Origin of the sequence: Actinoallomurus bryophytorum (assembly GCF_006716425.1) — a bacterium.
In the GTDB taxonomy this organism is placed as follows: domain Bacteria; phylum Actinomycetota; class Actinomycetes; order Streptosporangiales; family Streptosporangiaceae; genus Actinoallomurus; species Actinoallomurus bryophytorum.
The window spans coordinates 1206065-1225622 of record NZ_VFOZ01000001.1 but is presented as its reverse complement, the minus strand read 5'-3'; the positions used below and the strand labels follow the sequence as shown (position 1 = coordinate 1225622).

24 protein-coding genes are annotated in these 19558 nt (G+C 70.9%); 11 read left to right on the top strand and 13 right to left on the bottom strand.

The window, feature by feature from the left end:
* Positions 1-39: 39 nt before the first annotated feature.
* The 5 genes from FB559_RS46590 to FB559_RS05795 all read right to left on the bottom strand — a co-directional run bounded on the left by FB559_RS46590 (position 40) and on the right by FB559_RS05795 (position 3167).
* Positions 40-213, bottom strand: coding sequence for a DUF397 domain-containing protein (locus FB559_RS46590; protein ID WP_425455104.1), 174 nt, complete (start codon positions 211-213; stop codon positions 40-42).
* A gap of 630 nt (positions 214-843) precedes the next feature.
* Entirely contained in the window at positions 844-1224 is a 381-nt protein-coding gene (locus tag FB559_RS05805; protein ID WP_141954064.1) for a hypothetical protein, read from the bottom strand.
* Between the two features lie 100 nt (positions 1225-1324).
* A complete protein-coding gene (locus tag FB559_RS43650; RefSeq protein WP_185792056.1) occupies positions 1325-1483 on the bottom strand; it encodes a hypothetical protein in 159 nt (52 codons plus the stop codon).
* Between the two features lie 85 nt (positions 1484-1568).
* Positions 1569-2354, bottom strand: coding sequence for an enoyl-CoA hydratase/isomerase family protein (locus FB559_RS05800; protein WP_141954062.1), 786 nt, complete (start codon positions 2352-2354; stop codon positions 1569-1571).
* Between the two features lie 30 nt (positions 2355-2384).
* The gene (locus tag FB559_RS05795) at positions 2385-3167 is read right to left on the bottom strand and encodes a PaaX family transcriptional regulator (RefSeq protein ID WP_141954060.1); all 783 of its coding nucleotides are present in this window, start codon (positions 3165-3167) and stop codon (positions 2385-2387) included.
* Positions 3168-3325: 158 nt separating this feature from the next.
* Here FB559_RS05795 and FB559_RS05790 point away from each other — a divergent pair, with 158 nt between their 5' ends.
* Both FB559_RS05790 and FB559_RS05785 read left to right on the top strand, forming a co-directional pair.
* Positions 3326-3493 carry a DUF3117 domain-containing protein gene (locus FB559_RS05790; protein WP_141954058.1) on the top strand — a complete coding sequence of 56 codons (168 nt, stop codon included), beginning with the start codon at positions 3326-3328 and terminating at the stop codon, positions 3491-3493.
* A 99-nt stretch (positions 3494-3592) separates the two neighbouring features.
* The gene (locus FB559_RS05785; protein WP_141954056.1) at positions 3593-5098 is read left to right on the top strand and encodes a leucyl aminopeptidase; all 1506 of its coding nucleotides are present in this window, start codon (positions 3593-3595) and stop codon (positions 5096-5098) included.
* A 10-nt stretch (positions 5099-5108) separates the two neighbouring features.
* Here the strand turns inward: FB559_RS05785 and FB559_RS05780 are convergent, their stop codons facing one another.
* Both FB559_RS05780 and FB559_RS05775 read right to left on the bottom strand, forming a co-directional pair.
* Positions 5109-5669, bottom strand: a complete 561-nt coding sequence (locus tag FB559_RS05780; protein WP_141954054.1) for a hypothetical protein — start codon at positions 5667-5669, stop codon at positions 5109-5111.
* Positions 5666-6319, bottom strand: coding sequence for an O-methyltransferase (locus FB559_RS05775; protein ID WP_141954052.1), 654 nt, complete (start codon positions 6317-6319; stop codon positions 5666-5668). The genes FB559_RS05780 and FB559_RS05775 overlap by 4 nt, the downstream gene beginning before the upstream one ends.
* Positions 6320-6428: 109 nt before the next feature.
* Between FB559_RS05775 and sigE the strand changes: the two genes are divergently transcribed.
* The 5 genes from sigE (at position 6429) to FB559_RS05750 (ending at position 10804) form a co-directional block, all read left to right on the top strand.
* Positions 6429-7043: an RNA polymerase sigma factor SigE gene (gene sigE, locus FB559_RS05770; protein ID WP_141954050.1), complete on the top strand. Its 615-nt coding sequence runs from the start codon at positions 6429-6431 to the stop codon at positions 7041-7043.
* Between the two features lie 64 nt (positions 7044-7107).
* Positions 7108-7647 (top strand): anti-sigma factor family protein, encoded by a 540-nt coding sequence (locus FB559_RS05765; protein ID WP_141954047.1) that lies wholly within the window; start codon positions 7108-7110, stop codon positions 7645-7647.
* On the top strand, positions 7644-8714 hold the full coding sequence (locus FB559_RS05760; protein ID WP_141954045.1) for a sigma-E factor regulatory protein RseB domain-containing protein: 1071 nt from the start codon (positions 7644-7646) through the stop codon (positions 8712-8714). Before FB559_RS05765 ends, FB559_RS05760 begins: the two co-directional genes overlap by 4 nt.
* Positions 8715-8881: 167 nt before the next feature.
* The gene (locus FB559_RS05755; protein WP_141954043.1) at positions 8882-10372 is read left to right on the top strand and encodes a S1C family serine protease; all 1491 of its coding nucleotides are present in this window, start codon (positions 8882-8884) and stop codon (positions 10370-10372) included.
* Positions 10373-10477: 105 nt separating this feature from the next.
* Positions 10478-10804, top strand: a complete 327-nt coding sequence (locus FB559_RS05750) for a sec-independent translocase (RefSeq protein ID WP_141954041.1) — start codon at positions 10478-10480, stop codon at positions 10802-10804.
* Positions 10805-10824: 20 nt separating this feature from the next.
* On the opposite strand, the gene FB559_RS05745 is transcribed toward FB559_RS05750, so the two are convergent.
* The 4 genes from FB559_RS05745 to FB559_RS05730 all read right to left on the bottom strand — a co-directional run bounded on the left by FB559_RS05745 (position 10825) and on the right by FB559_RS05730 (position 14794).
* The gene (locus tag FB559_RS05745; RefSeq protein WP_246122394.1) at positions 10825-11610 is read right to left on the bottom strand and encodes a glycoside hydrolase family 16 protein; all 786 of its coding nucleotides are present in this window, start codon (positions 11608-11610) and stop codon (positions 10825-10827) included.
* Between the two features lie 58 nt (positions 11611-11668).
* The gene (locus tag FB559_RS05740; RefSeq protein WP_141954037.1) at positions 11669-12805 is read right to left on the bottom strand and encodes an Mrp/NBP35 family ATP-binding protein; all 1137 of its coding nucleotides are present in this window, start codon (positions 12803-12805) and stop codon (positions 11669-11671) included.
* Between the two features lie 71 nt (positions 12806-12876).
* Positions 12877-13386, bottom strand: coding sequence for a DUF1003 domain-containing protein (locus FB559_RS05735; protein ID WP_141954035.1), 510 nt, complete (start codon positions 13384-13386; stop codon positions 12877-12879).
* A gap of 19 nt (positions 13387-13405) precedes the next feature.
* On the bottom strand, positions 13406-14794 hold the full coding sequence (locus FB559_RS05730) for a magnesium transporter MgtE N-terminal domain-containing protein (RefSeq protein WP_141954033.1): 1389 nt from the start codon (positions 14792-14794) through the stop codon (positions 13406-13408).
* A gap of 104 nt (positions 14795-14898) precedes the next feature.
* Here FB559_RS05730 and FB559_RS05725 point away from each other — a divergent pair, with 104 nt between their 5' ends.
* On the top strand, positions 14899-15822 hold the full coding sequence (locus FB559_RS05725) for an RNA polymerase sigma-70 factor (protein ID WP_141954030.1): 924 nt from the start codon (positions 14899-14901) through the stop codon (positions 15820-15822).
* Between the two features lie 27 nt (positions 15823-15849).
* Here the strand turns inward: FB559_RS05725 and FB559_RS05720 are convergent, their stop codons facing one another.
* Positions 15850-16386 carry a hypothetical protein gene (locus FB559_RS05720; protein WP_246121375.1) on the bottom strand — a complete coding sequence of 179 codons (537 nt, stop codon included), beginning with the start codon at positions 16384-16386 and terminating at the stop codon, positions 15850-15852.
* Between the two features lie 55 nt (positions 16387-16441).
* On the opposite strand from FB559_RS05720, the gene FB559_RS05715 reads away from it, so the two are divergent.
* The 3 genes from FB559_RS05715 (at position 16442) to FB559_RS05705 (ending at position 18924) form a co-directional block, all read left to right on the top strand.
* Positions 16442-17389 carry an HpcH/HpaI aldolase/citrate lyase family protein gene (locus FB559_RS05715; protein ID WP_141954028.1) on the top strand — a complete coding sequence of 316 codons (948 nt, stop codon included), beginning with the start codon at positions 16442-16444 and terminating at the stop codon, positions 17387-17389.
* Positions 17390-17450: 61 nt separating this feature from the next.
* A complete protein-coding gene (locus tag FB559_RS05710; protein WP_141954026.1) occupies positions 17451-18071 on the top strand; it encodes a DUF6758 family protein in 621 nt (206 codons plus the stop codon).
* A gap of 4 nt (positions 18072-18075) precedes the next feature.
* Positions 18076-18924 carry a PHP domain-containing protein gene (locus tag FB559_RS05705; protein WP_141954023.1) on the top strand — a complete coding sequence of 283 codons (849 nt, stop codon included), beginning with the start codon at positions 18076-18078 and terminating at the stop codon, positions 18922-18924.
* On the opposite strand, the gene FB559_RS05700 is transcribed toward FB559_RS05705, so the two are convergent.
* Entirely contained in the window at positions 18914-19531 is a 618-nt protein-coding gene (locus FB559_RS05700) for a LysE family translocator (RefSeq protein ID WP_141954021.1), read from the bottom strand. The two genes, FB559_RS05705 and FB559_RS05700, sit on opposite strands and share 11 nt — an antisense overlap.
* Positions 19532-19558: the final 27 nt, after the last annotated feature.

Below are 19558 nucleotides of genomic sequence, written 5' to 3'. Positions count from 1 at the left end.
TCGTTCACGGCCAGGGTCTCGTGCGTTCCGGAGTGGACGTCAGACCCGTGTGTGCGAATACACGAAGCCGAGACGAGTCTCGGCCGATCTCCCGTTGGTTTGCGGCGAGATCGACTTTTTGGTTCTCGTGTTTCGGGCAACGCTCAACGTGATTTCCACGCAGTTCTCTCCTGCATGGCCGCTGTGACTACTCTTGCGCCAGCGGGCATTCATTTCGGGTTCCCCTATGTGGTATTGATACCGAATTTCTCGCCGCGGCTGTCGCTCGAATGGCCCACCGCCGCCGCTTTTTTGACAGTGGTTGGCAGAGTCGCTCACGTTCTCTCCCTAATTGGCCGATGGTCTCGCCGGCCTGTGACATGGTTTGTAGGCAGCCCAAGACGCGAGGGGCTGTTCGCGTCTCACATTTGCCGCCAGGTCATGTGTCCACCGTCCGCGGTTATTCGTGAAGGCCATGTCTTACCTTCGACGAGGCGCGTGACGGAGAATCCCCCTGTGTGCAGCGTACGCATGACTCGATGTCACGAGCGAGTAATTTCTCGATTCATCCGTTTGCGTCGCGTCCAAAAAGTGTGCGGGCCGTTTCCGCATTAGCGTTGATCGTTGGCCCGCTTGAGATCACCGCCTTGTTCGCGAGTGGACGCGGATGGAGTTCCGCACGGTGCCTTTCCATGGCCCGGCGCCGGGTGCGGACGGCTCACGCGTGGGCACGGCCCGGCGGACACGCCGCCCGGTGCACCCCTCGCGGGTGATCGAACGCCGGCGCGTGTCCCCGAATATCGGTCGCCGCCGGCGCCTTCGCGATGGCCGCAAGCGGCCGGGAGAAGTTCGCGACGTGGGGATCTACGCGAGCCGGCGCAGAGCGCCCGGCGTGATCGGGTGAACCTGCTCGGGAATGTCGTGGAAGCGAACATGGGCCTTCCCGCGGCCGAGTTTGACGACCACGCCCCGTCCGAAGGCCAGTTCCATCGGTCCGTCGAAACCGGTGCTCGCCCGCACGTCGTCCCCGATACGCAGGCTTGTCCCGGCACAGTCGACGATGCCCTTGGCGGGCTTGCTCTCGATGCGTCTTTCCTTGGTGCCGCCCGCCGCGCGGGTGTACTTGACCGCGACGGCTATGGCGAGCGCAGCCGCGATGAAGAACGCCGCCCAGGCAAAGAGGCCGATGATCGCCGAGATCACCAGGTAGACGGCGATGACGGCACCGATCGCGCCGGCGGCCATCAGTGCCGTTCGTGCTGTCATGGGTCGGAGAGTAACCAACCGACTCCCGTGTACGACCTCTTCTGTCCGGTTGAGGTCGCCGTGTCAACCTGGCGGCGTCTCACGCATCGGACGCTTCCGCGCGGCCTCCGGCGCGCGAATCCGCTCGGTATCCGGCCGGTTCGAGCACCTTGGAGCAGGAGAGCGCGAACGCGGCCGGCATCGAGGGCCCGGATTTCCGAATGCCCGCGAACCACATGCGGCCAATAACGATCTTCATCGGCGCACTCGGCCGCGGCGCCGAATGCCGGACAAGGAAGGCGGACGCGCTCTGCCGAAGGGCGGCGCGCTCGGCGGCGTGAACGCTATCGAGCCTCGAAGACGGGCTGCTCCTTCCGCAGGAACGCCTTGGTCGCGTTCTGATGGTCGGTCGTGGCCGCGCAGGACGCCTGCAGCTCCGCCTCCTTCGCGAGGGCACCCCGCAGATCGGTCGCCGAGGCGAACTCCACCGCGGCCTTGACGGCGCCGTACGCCAAGGTCGGGCCGGCGGCGAGCCGGACGGCGAGCTCCCGCGCCGCCGCGTCGAGCTCGTCGGCCGGGACCACGCGGTTCACCAGGCCGAGCTCCAGCGCCTCGGACGCCCGGACCGGCTCGGCGAGCAGCAGGAGCTCGAGTGCCCTGGCGCGGCCGACCAGGCGTTGCAGCGTCCACGACATGCCACTGTCCGGAACGAGCCCGATCCTGGTGAAGGCGGTCGCGAACGATGCCTTCTCCGACGCGATCCGCAGGTCGCAGGCCATGGCGAAGGAGAGTCCCGCCCCCGCCGCGACGCCGTTGACCGCGGCGACGACCGGCTTCGGCATGCGGCTGAGGGCCAGCACGATCGGGTCGTAGTGGTGCTCGAGCGTGCCGGCCAGGCCGAGGTCCGCCTCCAGGTTCGCCGCGTGCTCGCGCAGGTCCTGGCCGGCGCAGAACGCGCGTCCCTGGCCGGTCAGGACCACGGCGCGTACGGTGGTGTCATCCCGCGCCCGCTCCACCGCTTCGCGGAGTTCCGTCTTCGTCTCCACGGTCAGTGAGTTCATCGCGTCCGGGCGGGCGAGTGTGATCGTCGCCACACCTTCGGCCAGCTCGTACTGCACGCTCTCCGGCACGTTCGGGCTCCTTCCGTGGGTCACTCCGCGTCACTGCGGACCATCGAGGCAACGATCGACGAACCGAGAGGCCGCGGGCAAGAGCCGCGCCGCCTCCGCGTCGAAGAAACGCGCCGCCTTGCCGCCCGGCCAGTCGTCGGGCAGCAGCGTCGCGGGCAGACCGGGGTCGCGGAACAGGAACTTGCGCCACTCGTGCACCAGCCGGCTGCGTACCGCGAACGCCTGCTCGTCGGTCGGTTCGGTGCACGTGGACAGGAGCTCCTCGGCGTCGCCGAGCCAGCGTTCGTACGCACGGGCCAGCCCGTCCAGATCCCACGCGCGCGCCACGAGACCGTGTGCGTCACCGTCGTAACGGGAGGCGAATCGTTCCGCACGCACCCCTTCGACCTCGAACAACGCCTCCAGCTCGGCGGACGGACGCGGGCTGAGCCACGTCGTGTCATCCAGCGGTGCGTACCCCAGGTAGCCGAGACCGGCACGCAGTCTCTCGCGCCGCGCACGGTCAGGAATATGCTGGATAACGAGCAAATGCCAACTTCCGTCCCAGACGTCGGGAGCGTCCCGATAGATCCGTCGTCCAGCCTCGTCGAGGCGGCGTACGGCCTTGGCCGTCAACGCGTAGCCGCGGCCCTGAGGCAGCCGCACCGGCGACAGCCAGCCCTGCCGGACCATCCGCGAAACGGCGGTGCGCGTGGCCGGGGCGGCGATGTCCAAGGCCGCCAGCAGTCTTACGAGAGAGGCGATCGGAGCGCTTCTCCCTCGGGTCCGAAGGTGGTCACCGTAGAGGTCGAAGAGGGCAGAGCGGGCATTCATAGAACTCCAGTCTGACGATCTCCGAGCTGATCGTTACCACTTAGCGTCCCGAAAACGGGATAATGGTCCACCACAGTTGACGTTGATGCGGCAGGCGGGTCAGCGGCCAAGGAAGCCCGGCGGCCCCACGCGGCCCTAGGCAGGAAGGGGATGCACGCATGGCGGCGATGAAGCCGCGGACAGGCGATGGTCCGCTCGAAGTTACCAAGGAGGGGCGCGGAATCGTCATGCGTGTCCCGCTCGAAGGTGGCGGGCGGCTCGTTGTCGAACTGTCGGCAGATGAGGCAGGCGAGCTCGGGGACGCTTTGAAGGGTGTCGTCGGCTAGGACGTGACGCCTGGATCGGGCGCACCCGTTCGGCCGGCTTGAATTAGCGAGCGAGGCCCCGGCTGATGCCGGGGCCTCGCTGTTCATTGGGAGAGGTACGTGCCACTACAGACCCAGCTCCGCGCTCTCGACGAGACGATCCGCGACGCCGCGACGGCGGCCGAGGCCGTCGCGGTTCCGGTACGGTCCGGCCCCGAGATCGACCCGGCGTACGCCGACGGCCTCGCCGGCATCTTCGCGCTGGGAGCGGCCGACCTGCTCGCGCACGAGGACGCGAAGGGCGAGCCCGGCGAGGTCGTCAGGGCACCGTTCCGTCTGGGTGACGGCATCACCGAGATGCTGCTCTTCGGAGTCGGTGACGGCTCGCCGTCCGCGCTGCGCAGGGCGGGCGCCACCGTCGCACGGCAGGTCAGAGGCCGCGGGAAGGTCATCGCGTGCGCTCCGTCCGCGGCGAGTGAGGACGCCCTCGCCGCGTTCGCGGAGGGGCTGCTGCTGGCCTCCTACGACTTCCGTGTCGGCGGGCCGGCCAAGCGGCCGGGCGCCGAGACGATCAGTGTGGTCGCCTCCGCGCAGGCCGCGCTCGAACGCGGCATCACGGTGGCGCGCGCGGTCGCGCTCGCCCGTGACCTCACCAACACCACCTCGCTGGAGAAGTGCCCGCAGTGGCTGGCCGAACAGGCCGAGGCGCTCGCCGAGGACGCGGGGCTGACCGTACGGGTACGCGACGAGAAAGCGCTCGCCGCGGGCGGCTTCGGCGGCATCCTCGCCGTGGGCTCGGGCTCGTCCCGGCCGCCTCGCCTGATCGAGCTGACGTACGAGCCGGAGGGCGCGCGAGAGCAGGGTCGTGCCGCGGGCGCGCGGGAAGAACACCTGGTCCTGGTCGGCAAGGGCATCACCTTCGACTCGGGTGGCCTGTCCCTGAAGTCGAACGAGGGCATGAAGACGATGAAGACCGACATGGCGGGCGGTGCCGTCGTGATCGGCGTCATGAGCGCCCTGCGGGCGCTCGGGGTACCCGTCAAGGTCACCGGGCTGGTCGCGGCGGCCGAGAACATGCCCTCCGGCTCGGCGATGCGCCCCGGTGACGTCATCCGGCACTACAGCGGCACCACCTCGGAGGTGCTCAACACCGACGCCGAGGGGCGTCTGGTCCTCGCCGACGCCCTCGCGTACGCGGACGCCGAGCTGGACCCGGGCACGGTCGTCGACATCGCCACCCTCACCGGTGCGGCCAAGATCGCGCTCGGGATGCGGCACGCCGCGCTGTACTCCACCGACGACACGCTCGCCGGGGACCTCACGGCCGCGGGGGAGACGAGTGGCGAGGCCGTCTGGCGGATGCCGCTGGTCGAGGAGTACCGCCAGGCCATCGACTCGGAGGTCGCGGACCTCGCCAACATCGGCCGCGGCGGCTTCGGCGCCGGCTCCATCGTGGCCGCGCTCTTCCTGCGGGAGTTCGCGGGGGACCGCGCGTGGGCCCATCTGGACGTCGCCGGTCCCGCGCGTGCCACCTCCGACGACGGCGCGATCACCAAGGGGGCCACCGGCTACGGCGTACGCCTCCTGCTGAACTGGCTGACCTCGAAAGACGGAGCGAGCCGCTGACGGCTCTCCGTCAGCGCAGATCCGCGGTGTGCAGTTCGTGGCGGCGGGCCTCGGCGAGGATCTCCTCCACGCCGGGGTCCCAGCCACCCGAGACGTCGATCGCCCAGTCCGCGGTCGCGACGCCCGGAAGGTCCTGAAGGCCCAGCGCGAGGAGTTCGGCGCTCGGCTGAGCGGGTCCCGCGCCCTCCTGAGTGGGCAGGAACGCCAGGTGGTCGGCGAGGCCACGGCGGCCGCGCGGGACCGGGCTGCTCCAGAGCACGACGGCGGCCAGGTCGGCCCAGCGTACGGACCGGTCGCGGGTACGCGGCCAGGGCCAGGGCGCCGGCAGGCGTACCCCCTCCTCGTCCAGCTCGAGCACCGGCCGGCCGCCCACGAGCCGCCCGGCCGCCGTCAGGAGCCCGGCCGTGCACAGCGTGATGCCGGCCACGCCGATGACGAGATAGAGGACCGCGCCCAGACCCGGCAGGGCCGGCACGGCGGTCGCCGCGAAGATCACTGAGAACGCGAGAAGGACGAGGGCGCACCCCACGGGCCGTGCGTCACCCGGGGAGGGTCGCCGGCGTACTCTCATGCACCCTTCACCGCGGCGAGGAGTCCGTCCCCGACCGGGATGAGCATCGGCGTCAGCCGGTCGTCCTCGCGGACGAGGCGGCCGAGCTCGCGGACCGCGACGGTGTCCGGCGTGCGGTTGGTCGGATCGGCCACCTTGTCGCCCAGCAGCGCGTTGTCGAACGCCACCACGCCGCCGGGGCGCAGCAGGCGCAGGGCCTCGGGCAGGTAGTCGGGGTACTCCCGCTTGAGCGCGTCGCAGAAGACCAGGTCGTACGCGCCGTCGGTGAGGCGTGGCAGGACGTCCAGCGCGCGGCCGGTGATCAGCCGGGCACGTGAGGTCGGGAAGCCGGCCTCGGCGTACGCCTCGCGGGCCAGCCGCTGGTTTTCCGGCTCGACGTCGACGCTCGTCAGCACGCCGTTGGTCTGCATGCCGCGCAGCAGCCAGATGCCGGACACGCCGCATCCGGAGCCGATCTCGACGACCGTACGCGCGCTGATGGCGGTGGCGAGGAAGCGCAGTGCGGCGCCGCCGCCCGCGCCGATCGGCGTGGCGCCCACGTCCTCGCCGCGCTGACGCGCGTTGCGCAGCGCCTCGTCCTCGGGGAGGTATTGCTCCACGTAGGCCAGAGTGGCCTTCACCGTGTCAATGACTTCCTCCTCGGAGAGCATGAGCCTGCGAGGTCAAAGACTACTGCGGCGGGGGAACTCCACCGCCTACCGTCACGTTCTTCAGTGGGGCCACGGCAGCCGGTAGGCGGAAAGGAAGAAACGGGGCAGTATGGCGGTGGCAGAACTCTTGCGTGAGAGGGGAGCGACGGTGCGGGACGCCGGCATCGCCTGGACACCCCCGACGTGGGAAGAGATCGTGCGCGAGCATTCCGGCCGCGTCTACCGCCTCGCCTTCCGTCTCACCGGCAATCCGCACGACGCCGAGGACCTCACTCAGGAGGTCTTCGTCCGCGTGTTCCGGTCGCTCGCCAACTACCAGCCCGGCACCTTCGAGGGGTGGCTGCACCGCATCACCACCAACCTCTTCCTCGACCAGGCGCGGCGCCGTCAGCGGATCCGTTTCGAAAACCTCGCCGAAGACGCCGCGGAGCGCCTGCGCGGCCACGAGCCCACGCCCGCGCAGGCCTACGACGACAAAAAGCTCGACGCCGACGTCCAGGCGGCGCTCGACGGCCTCGCGCCGGACTACCGCGCGGTCGTCGTGCTGTGCGACATCGAGGGACTGTCCTATGAGGAGATCGCCGCGACGGTCGGCGTGAAGCTCGGCACGGTCCGCAGCCGGATCCACCGGGGCCGGGCACAGCTGCGCGCCGCGCTCGAACACCGCGGGCCCCGCCGCCGCACGGCGACGGGGACGGCAGAGGCTTCGGGGGAGGCCGTATGACAGAGCGGAGCGAGCGAATCACCAGGCACTGCACCTTGGTCATGCGGCCGGCGGAGGAGGTCTCATGGCCCATCTAGGGGAGCGGCTCACGGCGCTGGTCGACGGCGAGCTGGGCCACGACGAGCGTGACAGGGCCCTGATGCACCTGGCGGCCTGTGACGCGTGCCGCGCCGAGGCCGACGTGCTGCGCGCCCTCAAGCGGCGGCTCCGCGCCATGGGGGACATGCTCCCGGCCGACAGCCTGCTCGGCCGTCTCCAGGCCATGGGCGAGCCGGGTGACCCGCTGCCACCGGTCGTCCGCAGGCTGCCCGGTCAGGGCCGGGTCCCGGGCGCCGTCCGGTCCACGCGGCCGCGTGACACGCGTCCCGCCGGCAACCGCCCGGGCCGGGCCGCCGCGACGCGCCGCCGGTTGCCCCGCGGGCGCTACCTGGTCGCCGGCGCCGCGACCCTGGCCGTGCTCGGCATCGGCTCGGCGGCCTTCGCCGCCGGTTCGGAGCCGCGTTCCCTGCCGCGCGTGGCGCCCTCGATCGAGCAGTTCGCGGTCGAGCACGCACTCACCTCAGGCGACGTTCCTCTCACCGACCCCAAGGCCAGCAGCCCGTGACGGACCGGATCTCACGCAACACGTGGATGGCAGGAGGCCTCGCCGCCGCGCTGCTCGTCCTGTGGTTCGTGACCACCGGCGACACCGCGAGCGCGGCCCGGCTGAAGTCCGATCCGGAGGCGCTGCAGCAACTGCGCAACGCCGAGAGCGCCGCGCGTACGACCTCGTACGAGGGCACGCAGTTCATCACGGCCTGGAGCCGCAGCGGGACGGGGACCACGTCGCTGGTCAAGGTCGTCCACGTTCCGGGTGACGGCACCCACATCAACGTCCAGAGCACGACGGCCGCCCAGGGCGGTCAGATGTTCGAGGCCGACGACTCACAGCACACCGGCGGCCTCACCGGGTACACGCCGAAGATGCTCGAGCTCCTCGCGCGCAACTACGCGGTCGTCCGTGCGGGGCAGGGCGACGTGTCGGGCCGCCCCACCCTCGTCATCGAGGCACGGCGCGCCGACGGCACCGCGGCGGGCCGGTTCCACATCGACCGGCAGACGGGTCTGATGCTCCGCCGCGAGCTGCTCGACCAGCAGGGCCGCGAGGTCAACCTCACGGTCTTCACCGAGATCCGGTCGTCCGTACCCAGGGCCAGGTTCGTGACCGCGTCCGCGTCGCGCACGATCGAGGCGCCGTGGGCGCATCAGCTGGTCGGCGCCGACCTGGGCTCGCTGCGTTACCACGGCTGGCCGGTGCATTCCGGGCTGCCCGACGGGCTCAGCCTGTACGACGCGCGGCAGCTCGACGGCAACGGCCCGGTCGTGCACCTCAGCTACTCCGACGGCCTGTCGGTGGTCTCGGTCTTCGTACAGCGCGGCACGCTGGACGCCAAGAGCGTCGCGGGCTGGCGCAGGGCGACGAGGGGCGGCCGCACGGTCTACCTGCGCGACACCGTGCAGCAGCGGGCGATGTGGGCCAGCAGGGGCTATGTGTTCACCGTCCTCGCCGACGCGCCGCCGTCGGTCATGGACAGCGCGGTGGCCGCGCTGCCCCACGGCGAGACCGGTTTCTGGGGACGCCTGGGACGCGGACTGGACCGGATCACGTCGTGGGCCAACCCATTTGACTGATCTGCGGAGATCCCGTTGGCTGGTCCCTCGGAACGATTCGTCCCCGGGGGATGAAGCCGTGAGCCGCCAGGTTTCACCGCCAAGGTCGCTTATGCTCGCCACATACCTCGTTCGTCATTGTGGGGCGACAACGACAGGTCCATGCGCGGTCGGCAAGGAGTCAGTTCATGACGGAAGACAGCCGCGCGCCCGGGGGTCCACCGCAGGACGACCGGCGCACGCGAGAGCCCGAGGCGGGGAGCGCGGCGGCCCCCCAGAACTCCACGGACCAGCCGTTCGCCTCGGGTCCGCCGCAGGGCATGGCGCCGCCTGACCCGGGACAGCGCTCCCCGTACGGCGCGCCGCCGCGCAGCGACGTACCCGTTCATCCGCCGCGGCCGGCGTTCACGCCGCACAACTACGAGCAGCCCTACGACCAGCGCCATCGTCCCCCGGCGCCTCCGTACGGCGGCTGGAACACCCAGCAGCGGCCCATGGGCGGTGGCGGTTATCCCGGCGGACCCCCGAACTGGGCACCCGTTCCCTCCGTCGAGCCTTACCAGCGCAGAGGGCCCTCGACAGGCGTCTTCCTGATCGTCGCCGTCGTCGTCGCGCTGCTGGCCGGTGCGCTCGGTGCCGGCATCGGTGTGATGGCGAGCGGCGACCGTACCGGCTCGGTCGACCTGGGCGGCGGCTCCTCCACCTCGACCGGCGACAAGAACCGCGACCCCGGCTCGATCGCCGGCATCGCCCAGCGGCTGGTGCCCAGCGTCGTGATGATCAAGGTGCAGAACGGCACCGAGGGCGGCGCCGGCACCGGGTTCATCGTGCACGGCGGCTACATCGTGACCAACAACCACGTGGTCGCCCCCGCGGTCAGCGGCGGCAACATGCAGGTCGTCTTCAACGACGGCAAGACGACCACCGCGACCATCGTGGGGCACGACCCGACCTCGGACATCGCCGTGATCAAGCCGGGCACTCTCGGCGGCCGTAAGGCTCTGACGCTCGGCAACTCCGACGGCCTCGCGGTCGGTGACCCCGTCATCGCCATCGGGTCGCCCCTCGGCCTGGCCGGCACCGTCACGACCGGCATCGTCAGCGCCCTCAACCGGCCCGTGAGCACCAGCGGGGAGGGCGGCGAGTCCGCCTTCATCAACGCCGTACAGACCGACGCGGCGATCAACCCCGGCAACTCCGGCGGCCCGCTTGTGAACGCCAAGGGCGAGGTCATCGGGGTGAACTCCGCGATCGCCACCCTGGGCAGCCAGACGCTCGGCAGCGACAAGCAGCAGAGTGGGAGCATCGGCCTGGGCTTCGCCATCCCCAGCAACCAGGTCAAGAAGGTCGCCGAGCAGCTGATCAGCGGCGGCAAGGCCACGCACGCGGTGATCGGCGCCTGCATCGACATGACCTACCAGGGCGGCGGTGCCCGCATCGCCACCGACGGGGGATCCCAGACCTGCAAGGGCGGCACGATCGTGCCGGGCGGCCCCGCCCAGAAGGCCGGGCTGAAGGCCGGCGACATCATCACCTCCTTCGACAACAAGCCCATCAGCGGGTCGGATGAGCTGATCATGGCCATCCGCGCCAAGTCACCGGGCGAGCGGGTCCTGATCGCCTACACCCGCGGCGCGCAGAAGCTGACCACCCAGCTCACACTGGGTTCGGGCAACTGATCGGCCCGCGCCGCCGACCTCCGCCGAGACGCGAGGTCGGCGGCGCGGTTAAGCTGACATCGGCGGTCCCGGCAAAGGGACCGCGGGCCATCAGGTGGAGGACCGGTGTTCGACGTAGGACTCGGTGAGGCACTGCTCCTCGTTGTGCTCGCCTTGGTCATCTTCGGCCCCGACCAGTTGCCGAAGGTCGCCTCACAGGCAGGCCGGGCGCTGCGGCAGCTGCGGACCATGGCCAACAGCGCGAAGGAAGATCTGCGCGACGGTCTCGGCCCGGAGTTCGCCGACTTCGACGTCGCCGACCTCAGCCCGCGGCGGTTCGTCCGCAAGCACCTGCTCGACGATCTGGACGACTTCGACCAGGAGTCGGCCATGGCCGAGGAGCCCCTGTTGCCGTTCGGTGAGCGGCCGCCGTACGACCCCGAGGCCACCTAGCCCGATCTTGGCCGGACGCGTCAGCGCGCGGGCGGCGGAGCGCGGTAGACCCGGATCCAGTCGACCTGCATCGTGATCTTCTGCGGCGTCTCCGACGTGCGGTGGAAGCCGTTCCGCATCTCGTTCCGTAGGTACAGCTGCATCATGGACTGCTTCGGGACGAAGGACCCGTTGTAGGTCCACGTCTTCTTACCGTCCATCCAGAACGTGACGTGGTCGGGCAGCCAGTCGACGGCCACGGTGTGCCACTTGGTGAAGTCGGCATGCGTGGTCCGCTGGACCTGCTGGTCGTCCCGGCCGTGGTGGATGAACAGGCCACCGCTGTGCCGGTTGGCCGACAGGATCTCGGCGAAGTCGATCTCGGCGAACTCCGGATCGCCCATGTGCACCGGCCACAGGAACGCCGTGGCGGAGTAACCGGCGCCCGGGTCGGACCGCATGCGGGCCTCCCAGCGGCCGTACGTCTGGGAGAAACGGGAGATGACCCCCGCCCCCTGGTCCTTGCCGCCGTAGATCCCGCCGACGAGCATGAGCTTGCCGTCCGAGACGTGGGTGCCGGCGGCGACGCCGCGGTGGGTGGAGGCGTCCGGTGCCTCGTAGACCTGCCATTTGTTCGCGTCGAGCTGTGTGCCCCCGAAGTCGTCCGAGAGGATCGGCGTCCCCCAGGTCTTCGACGCTCCGCTCGGTGCCTTGCCCTGACCGCCGCCGCTCTGCGTCACCCGTGACGAGTGATGGCTACAGCCGCCCGCCGCGACCGCCAGCGCGATGGCGACCGCGGTCCCCCGTATGACCCCGTCGAATGCCATACGCTCCACGAAATCATGCTCGGGCCGCGCGTCAAGCGGAAACACGCCCTTGGATTGGTCAACCGCGATTCGGACTGAGGCCAAGCTGGCGGCCGCGCAGGCTCTTGGCCCGCCCGGAGATCTTGTCGGCGATGCTGCGGAGCTCCTTCGAGGCGGGCGCGTCGGGAGCGTCCAGGACGATCGGGTTGCCCTCGTCGCCGCCTTCGCGCAGGCGCACGTCGATCGGCACCTGGCCGAGCAGTGGCACGGACGTCCCGAGGGTACGGGTGAGCGCGTCGGCCACGGTCTGGCCACCGCCGGAGCCGAACACGTCGACCGGCTCGCCGCAGTGCGGGCAGGGCAGGTAGGACATGTTCTCGATCACGCCGGCGACCGTCTGATGGGTCTGCGCCGAGATCGCGCCCGCGCGCTCGGCCACCTCCGCGGCGGCCTGCTGCGGTGTGGTCACGACGAGGATCTCCGCGGACGGCAGGAGCTGTGCCACCGAGATGGCGATGTCGCCGGTGCCGGGCGGCAGGTCCATCAGCAGCACGTCGAGGTCGCCCCAGTAGACGTCCGCGAGGAACTGCTGGAGCGCGCGGTGCAGCATCGGCCCGCGCCAGACGACCGGGGAGTTGCCCTCGGTGAACATGCCGATCGAGATGACCTTCACGCCGTGAGCGTTGGGCGGCATGATCATCTGCTCGACCTGCGTGGGCCGTCCGGTCACGCCGAGCATGCGCGGGATCGAGTGCCCGTAGATGTCGGCGTCGACGACGCCCACCTTGCGGCCCTGCGCGGCCATCGCGGCGGCCAGGTTGACCGTCACCGAGGACTTGCCGACGCCGCCCTTGCCGCTCGCCACCGCGTACACGCGGGTCAGGGAGTTGGGCTTGGCGAACGGGATCTCCTTGGCGGCCTGGCCGCCACGGAGTTTGGTCTGCAGGGCCTGGCGTTGCTCCTCGCTCATCACGTCGAGGTCGACCTGGACGCCCGCGACGCCGGGCAGCTTGGAGACGGCGGCGGTCACGTCGCGCGTGATCGTGTCGCGCATCGGGCAACCGGCGACGGTCAGGAACACGCCGACGGTGACACTGCCCTCGGCCGAGACGTCGACGCCCTTGATCATGTCGAGCTCGGTGATGGGACGCCGGATCTCCGGGTCGTTCACCGTAGCTAGCGCCGCGGTCACCTGCTCGATCGTGGGGGAGGCCATGACCCCATGCTATTTGAGCCGCGAAGCACCGGGCCAACTCACGTGCTCCGGCGGCGTGGATGTCGCCAAGGTCACCCGTCCCGGCGGCGGCCCTCCAGGTCTTTCAGCAGGTGCTGGAGCTCGTCGCGGATCCAGTCACGTGTGGCGACCTCGCTCATCGCCATGCGCAGGCTGGCGACCTCCCGGGTCAGATACTCGGTGTCGGAGACGCTGCGCTCGTCCCGCGCCCGGTCGCCCTCGTACTGCACCCGGTCCCGGTCGTCCTGGCGGTTCTGGGCCAGCAGGATCAACGGCGCGGCGTACGACGCCTGAAGCGACAGGATGAGGGTCAGGAAGATGAACGGGTACGGGTCGAACCTCCAGGTCATGGGCGCGAGCACGTTCCAGGCGAACCACACGAGGACGAACCCCGTCATGTAGACGAGGAACCTCGCGGTACCGAGGAAGCGCGCGATGCGCTCGGAGAACACCCCGAACGCCTCGGGGTCGTAGTACAGCCGCGGCACCAGGCGGATCTCCCGCGGCTGGTCGAGGCGCCCCAGGCGGCGCTGGTCGCGCACCCGGTCCAGGCCAGTGCTCATCGGTTCCTCTTTCGGGTGCTCAGTTCGGCCGCTCGCCGTTCTGTGCCGCCTGGGCGGCCTCGGCGTTACGCAGTGCCTCTTCCTCTTCGTCCAGGTCCACGTCCGTGTCCATGACGTTCTCGCGCCAGTCGTCGGGCAGCAGGTGGTCGAGCACGTCATCGACGGTCACCGCGCCGAGCAGCCGTCCGTTCACGTCCACGATCGGCACGGACACCAGGTTGTAGGTGGCCAGGTAGTTGGACACCGTCTCGAGGGGCAGCTCCGGCCGCAGCGGGTCCAGCTCCGTGTCGCAGATCGCGCTGACGAGAGTGGGCGGCGGCTCACGCAGTAGCCGCTGGAAGTGGACCGTGCCGAGGTAGCGGCCGGTCGGCGTCTCGGTCGGCGGGCGGCAGACGTACACCTGCGCGGCCAGCGCGGGGTTGAGATCGGGATTGCGGATCTGGGCGAGGGCCTCGGCGACGGTGGCGTCCGGTGAGACGATCACCGGCTCGGTCGTCATCATGCCGCCCGCGGTGTTGTCGGCGTAGCTGAGCAGCCGGCGCAGCGGCGCGGCGTCCTCGGGCTGCATCAGCGCCAGCAGCTGCTCACGCTGCTCCAGCGGCAGCTCACCGAGCAGGTCGGCCGCGTCGTCGGGTCCCATCTCCTCCAGGACGTCCGCGGCCCGGTCGGCGTCCAGCTTGCCGAGGATCTCCACCTGGTCGTCCTCGGGCAGCTCCTCGAGGACGTCGGCCAGCCGCCGGTCGTCGAGCGCTGCGGCCACCTCGCCGCGGCGTTTCGCCGACAGCTCGTGCACGACGTTCGCCAGGTCGGGTGCGCGCATCCGCTCGAACGCCGCGATGAGGCTGGCCGCGCCCTGCCCGTCCTCGACCACGCCGAGGCCGTTGATCGCGCCCCAGCCGACCACGAACGTCTCACCGCGCCGCCGGCGCAGGCCCAGCCGGGTGCCCGCGCTCCGGCCTCCGGCCGTCCACCGGTGTGCGTGCGCGGAGGGGCTCACGCCCGTGCGGCGCACGGCCACCTTGGTGACGAGCCAGTCGCTGCTGCGGCTCTGTTCCATGCCGAGGTCGATCACGATGACGTGCTCTCCGCCGTCGGCGAGCTCCACCCTGCGGTCGAGCATCTCGCCGAGGGCCAGGGTCTCGGAGCTGCGCTTCTCGAACCGGCGCATGTTGATCCGGCCGTCGAAGATCACGGCCCCGGCGTCGATATTGGTCACGCGGGTGATCGGCAGAAACACGCGGCGGTGCGGCGGAACCTCGACGACGAGTCCGAGCACTCTGGGTGGCCGTGGGTGTTGTCGGATCACGACGACGACGTCGCGCACCCGGCCGATCTGGTCTCCCGCCGGGTCGAAGACGGCGATCCCGGCCAGGCGCGCAACGAACACCCGCGATGGCGTTGCGGTCATGCTCGAAGGCTATCGAGCCGCGTGCTCCCAATCGGTAAAGCGTGATCTATACCGGTGCAGCCACCAGATGACACGATGGGGTGAACGACGTGATCGAGGGGCACATGAGCGAGCGAGACCGGCCGGAGGGCGGCGACGGCACCACGGCGTTCGAGGCCTGCCGCGGTCTGCTCTTCTCGGTGGCCTACCGGATGCTGGGCACGGTCGCGGACGCCGAGGACATCGTCCAGGACGCGTGGCTGCGCTGGTCGGGCGCGGACCGCTCGAGCGTGAAGGATCCCCGGGCGTACCTGGTCCGCATCGTGACCAACACCGCGATCGACCGCCTGCGCTCGGCGCAGGTGCGGCGCGAGACCTACGTCGGCCCCTGGCTGCCCGAGCCCGTGCTGACCTCGCCCGACGTCGCGGAGGACGTCGAGCTGGCCGAGTCGGTGTCGCTGGCGATGCTGGTGGTGCTGGAGACGCTTTCGCCGCTCGAACGCGCGGTGTTCGTGCTGCGGGAGGTGTTCGGCTTCTCGCACGCCGAGATCGCTGCCACGCTCGACCGCTCCGAGGTGAGCGTCCGGCAGGTCGCCCGCCGGGCCCGGCAGCACGTCGCCGAGCGGCGTTCACGGTTCTCCGCGGACCGGTCCGAACAGCGCCGGGTGACGGAGGAGTTCCTGTCCGCGACCGTGAGCGGTGACTTCGAACGGCTGCTGGGCGTGCTGGCTCCCGACGTCGTGCTGATCTCGGACGGAGGCGGCAAGCGCACGGCGGCCCGCCGCCCGATCGAGGGGGCCGAGAAGGTCGCACGTTTCATGGCCGGGATCGGGCGGCGCTCGTACGACGGTGTCTCGATCGAGGACATGACGGCCGAGGTCATCGATGTGAACGGCGTGCCCGGAGTGGTCATCCGCGGCGGCGGCATGGTCCTCACCGCGATGGCGGCCGAGGTCGCCGACGGCCTGGTCCAGACCCTGCACTTGGTGGCCAACCCGGACAAACTGCACGCGGTGACCGAGCGTCGCGAGGTCCCTCTCGGCCGCTGACCGCGCCCCGTACGGAGTGTGCGGTGTTCAGCGATCGGGCCGGCGGCGCCGGCCGCCGATCATGAAGGGGGCTCGGCCGGTGGTCGTGGCCGGGCTGGGCACCGGCCGTACGCCCGTGTAGTCCTCGGGCAGGCTGCCCGGCGCCTCGGGCACCTCACCGGTCGGGGTGAGACGGATGATGTAGGCCTCCTCGGCCCACCGCTCGGTCTGGTGTTCACCGTCGGGGGCGTTAAGGCGTGACTTGGCGAGGGGCGGGACGACCGCCTCCCACTCGTCCGAACCGGGCTCGACCTGGGCGACGGCGGCGATCCAGGACACCAGGCGTGCGCCCTTGTCCTTGCTGCGGACCGTCACGGTGATCCGTTCGGCCTCCGGCAGGCCGGGCAGGGGCTGCTCGATACCGCCGGTCACGACGTACGCCGCGCCCCGCGCGGTCCCGTCCTCGCCGCCCTCGGTCACATGCCAGATGTGCCAGGCCGCACGCGGATAGGGCAGGCCGGGCAGTGACAGCCAGATCAGGCCCGACTTCTTGGTGGCCTCGGTGACCAGCGCCGCGATGTCCACGCCCGCAGTCTCCCACGTACGGCCGGGGGCAGGCGCGCCCGATAGCATCCCGATCATGGCGACGACGCGTTCCCGGCGGACCACGCTCGCGGTGCCGGCCAGCAACCCGAGGTTCATCGACAAGGCGCAGGGGCTGCCGGCGGACGAGTTCTTCCTGGACCTGGAGGACGCGGTCGCGCCGCAGGCCAAGGAGGCGGCCCGCGCCAACGTCGTCGCCGCCCTGAACGACGGGGACTGGGGCGACCGGGTCCGGGTCGTACGGGTCAATGACGTGACGACGCGCTTCGCGTACCGGGACGTGATCGACGTCGTCGAGGGCGCCGGCGCACACCTGGACTGCCTCATGCTGCCCAAGGTGAGCTCGCCCGACCACGTGGTCTGGCTCGACCTGCTGCTGAGCCAGATCGAGCAGGCGGCTGGGCTGCCGGTGGGCCGGATCGGCATCGAGGCGCAGATCGAGGACGCGCGGGGCCTCACCCGCGTCGACGAGATCGCGGCCTCGTCACCGCGTCTCGAGGCGCTCGTGTTCGGGCCGGGCGACCTGATGGCCTCGATCAACATGAGGACGCTGGTGGTGGGGGAGCAGCCGCCCGGATACACCGAGGGCGACGCCTATCACTACATCCTCATGCGCATCCTGCTCGCCGCACGCGCGAACGACCTGCAGGCGATCGACGGGCCCTACTTCAACGTCCGCGACGTGGACGCCTTCACCCGCGCGGCCGAGCGCAGCGCCGCGCTGGGCTTCGACGGCAAGTGGGTGCTCCATCCCGCGCAGATCGAGGCGGGCAACGACGTCTACTCGCCGGCGCAGGACGCCTACGACCATGCCGAGCTGATCCTCGACGCCTACGACCACGCCACGCGCGTGGAGGGCCGCGGCGCGGCCATGCTGGGCGACGAGATGATCGACGAGGCCTCACGGAAGATGGCCCTGGTGGTCGCCGCCAAGGGACGCGCGGCCGGGATGCGGCGGACCAAGACGTTCGAGCCGTCCGCCTGATCGTGCCTCCGATCAGCGGAAACCTTGACGTCCCACCGAGGAGGGGCGACTGTGAGTAACCATGAGGACGGCGCCCACATGCCCGCGGTGTCGCGGGACTCTCATACCGCCCAGCGTCTGGACGAGCGCATGGCTCTGCCCCGAGCACGGCGAGGTCGGTCCCCTTCTTCCGCCCTGGCGTCCCTGCCGCGAGGCGCTCGAGGTCGTACGCTCGCGGGCCCGCGTGCCGGTCTGGGTGCCGTGGCCGCTGCCTCCCGGCTGGCTCGTGACCGGCTTCGCCGAGGTCGGCGACGACCGCTCCGGAGCGCTTGCCGTCGCCGTGGCCCTGTCCGGTCCCTCGCCGCTCGGCGGGCCGGCCGACCTCATGATCGTCGCGGAGGAGCCCGGGATCGGCCTCGGTTCCTCCTATGCCGGGCTGCCCGGCCCCGACCCGGGCCACGGGTTCGGCGTCTGCGTCCCGAACGCCAAGCTCGTGATCGACGGTCATCCCGTCTCGATGTGGGCCGTGGGATGCGACGTCGCCGCCGCGTACGCGGGGGAGGCGCTCGCGAACTGGATCTGGGCGGTGCTGTGGCCCGGCTCGGCGGGCGTCCTCATGCTTGAGAAGCTCAACCTCCACGACCTGCGCGAAAACGCCCTCGACCTGCCGTACGGAGCGCTCTGCCCGCGGCTGGAGACGTGATCGGTTGCTCATCGACCTGCACTGCCACAGTTCCGCCTCCGATGGCACCCAGCCCCCCGCCGACGTCGTAGGCCGCGCCCATGCTGCGGGCGTCGGCGTTCTCGCCCTGACCGACCACGACACGGTCGCGGGCCACGCCGAGGCCGCGGGCGCGCTGCCGCCGGGCATGACGCTCGTACGCGGCATGGAGCTCTCGTGCCGGCTGCACGACCACAGCCTCCACCTGCTCGCGTACCTGTTCGACGCGAGGGAGCCGGAGCTCGCGGCCGAGCGGGAGCGCATCCGCGACGACCGTGCGCACCGGGCACGCGGCATGGTCGAGCGGCTGAGCGAGCTGGGTGCGCCCGTCACCTGGGAGCAGGTCGCGCGGATCACCGGTGAGTCCGTTCCCGGCCGGCCGCACATCGCGCGTGCCCTCGTCGAGGCCGGTGTCGTGGCGAGTGTGGAGGAGGCGTTCACGCCCGAGTGGATCGGAGCCGGCGGCCGCGCGTACGTCGACCGGTACGCCCTCGACCCGGTGCGTGCGGTCCGGCTCGTACGCGCGGCGGGCGGGGTGCCGGTGCTCGCCCATCCGCGAGCGGCGCGGCGCGGGTACTCCGTCGCCGACGATGACATCGCCGAGCTGGCCGGCGCGGGGCTCGCCGGGATCGAGGCCGACCACCCGGACCACGCCGCTCCCGACCGGGACGCGCTGCGGGTGCTGGCGGCGGGGCTGGGGATGTTCGTCACGGGGGCGAGCGATGACCACGGCGAGCTGACCGGTCACCGCCTGGGCGCCGAGACCACGTCGGAGGACGCGTACGACGCCTTGCGGTCCGCGGCCACCGGCGCGGCCCCGGACGTCAGGCGATGACGTCGCGGACGAGCATCATCCCGGCGAGCGTGGCGAACAGCAGCGCGGACAGGGCGGTGAACACGCTCTGACCCCGGCGGCCGACCAGGTGGCCGGAGCGCGCGACGGCGAAGGCGATGACGGCCTCCAGCCCGGACGCGACGCAGAACCACGTCACCGTGAACACCGCCAGCCCGGGCCGGCCCGCCACATGCTGGGCGCGCAGCATCGTCGGCGTCCCCGTCGCCAGCCAGAACGTCCATGACAGCGGGTTGACGAGGTTGGCCGTCACGCCCTTCCAGAACGCCCAGCCACGCGTCTGGAGGCCCTGTCCCTCGCGCCACAGCCGCAACGCGTCGCGTACGGCCTGCGCGGCGAGGTAGGTGAAGAAGACGGCTCCCACCAGGCCGACCCAGAACACCGCACGTGCCACGGCGCCGATCACCCAGGCGAAGACCAGGGCGGGCAGGAGCAGGATCACGTCCGCGGTCGCGGAGCCGAGGATGACGCGGAGGGCCGCGCCGAGACCGCGCGTCGCGGCCTCGCCGAGGATGGTGACGAAGACCGGGCCGACGGACAGGGCGGCGCCCGCGCCGAGGAGGACGCCGAGCCAGAGGATCTCAGCCATCGCGGGTCCCGGCCTGCCGCCTCTTGG

Excerpts from the sequence above, each read along its gene's own strand:
- FB559_RS46590 (WP_425455104.1), bottom strand. The coding sequence starts at position 213 with ATGAATGCCCGCTGGCGCAAGAGTAGTCACAGCGGCCATGCAGGAGAG.
- FB559_RS05805 (WP_141954064.1), bottom strand. The coding sequence starts at position 1,224 with ATGGCCGCCGGCGCGATCGGTGCCGTCATCGCCGTCTACCTGGTGATC.
- FB559_RS43650 (WP_185792056.1), bottom strand. The coding sequence starts at position 1,483 with ATGAAGATCGTTATTGGCCGCATGTGGTTCGCGGGCATTCGGAAATCC.
- FB559_RS05795 (WP_141954060.1), bottom strand. The coding sequence starts at position 3,167 with ATGAATGCCCGCTCTGCCCTCTTCGACCTCTACGGTGACCACCTTCGG.
- FB559_RS05790 (WP_141954058.1), top strand. The coding sequence starts at position 3,326 with ATGGCGGCGATGAAGCCGCGGACAGGCGATGGTCCGCTCGAAGTTACC.
- FB559_RS05780 (WP_141954054.1), bottom strand. The coding sequence starts at position 5,669 with ATGAGAGTACGCCGGCGACCCTCCCCGGGTGACGCACGGCCCGTGGGG.
- FB559_RS05775 (WP_141954052.1), bottom strand. The coding sequence starts at position 6,319 with ATGCTCTCCGAGGAGGAAGTCATTGACACGGTGAAGGCCACTCTGGCC.
- sigE (WP_141954050.1), top strand. The coding sequence starts at position 6,429 with ATGGCGGTGGCAGAACTCTTGCGTGAGAGGGGAGCGACGGTGCGGGAC.
- FB559_RS05765 (WP_141954047.1), top strand. The coding sequence starts at position 7,108 with ATGGCCCATCTAGGGGAGCGGCTCACGGCGCTGGTCGACGGCGAGCTG.
- FB559_RS05755 (WP_141954043.1), top strand. The coding sequence starts at position 8,882 with ATGACGGAAGACAGCCGCGCGCCCGGGGGTCCACCGCAGGACGACCGG.
- FB559_RS05745 (WP_246122394.1), bottom strand. The coding sequence starts at position 11,610 with ATGGCATTCGACGGGGTCATACGGGGGACCGCGGTCGCCATCGCGCTG.
- FB559_RS05740 (WP_141954037.1), bottom strand. The coding sequence starts at position 12,805 with ATGGCCTCCCCCACGATCGAGCAGGTGACCGCGGCGCTAGCTACGGTG.
- FB559_RS05735 (WP_141954035.1), bottom strand. The coding sequence starts at position 13,386 with ATGAGCACTGGCCTGGACCGGGTGCGCGACCAGCGCCGCCTGGGGCGC.
- FB559_RS05730 (WP_141954033.1), bottom strand. The coding sequence starts at position 14,794 with ATGACCGCAACGCCATCGCGGGTGTTCGTTGCGCGCCTGGCCGGGATC.
- FB559_RS05725 (WP_141954030.1), top strand. The coding sequence starts at position 14,899 with ATGAGCGAGCGAGACCGGCCGGAGGGCGGCGACGGCACCACGGCGTTC.
- FB559_RS05715 (WP_141954028.1), top strand. The coding sequence starts at position 16,442 with ATGGCGACGACGCGTTCCCGGCGGACCACGCTCGCGGTGCCGGCCAGC.
- FB559_RS05710 (WP_141954026.1), top strand. The coding sequence starts at position 17,451 with ATGAGGACGGCGCCCACATGCCCGCGGTGTCGCGGGACTCTCATACCG.
- FB559_RS05700 (WP_141954021.1), bottom strand. The coding sequence starts at position 19,531 with ATGGCTGAGATCCTCTGGCTCGGCGTCCTCCTCGGCGCGGGCGCCGCC.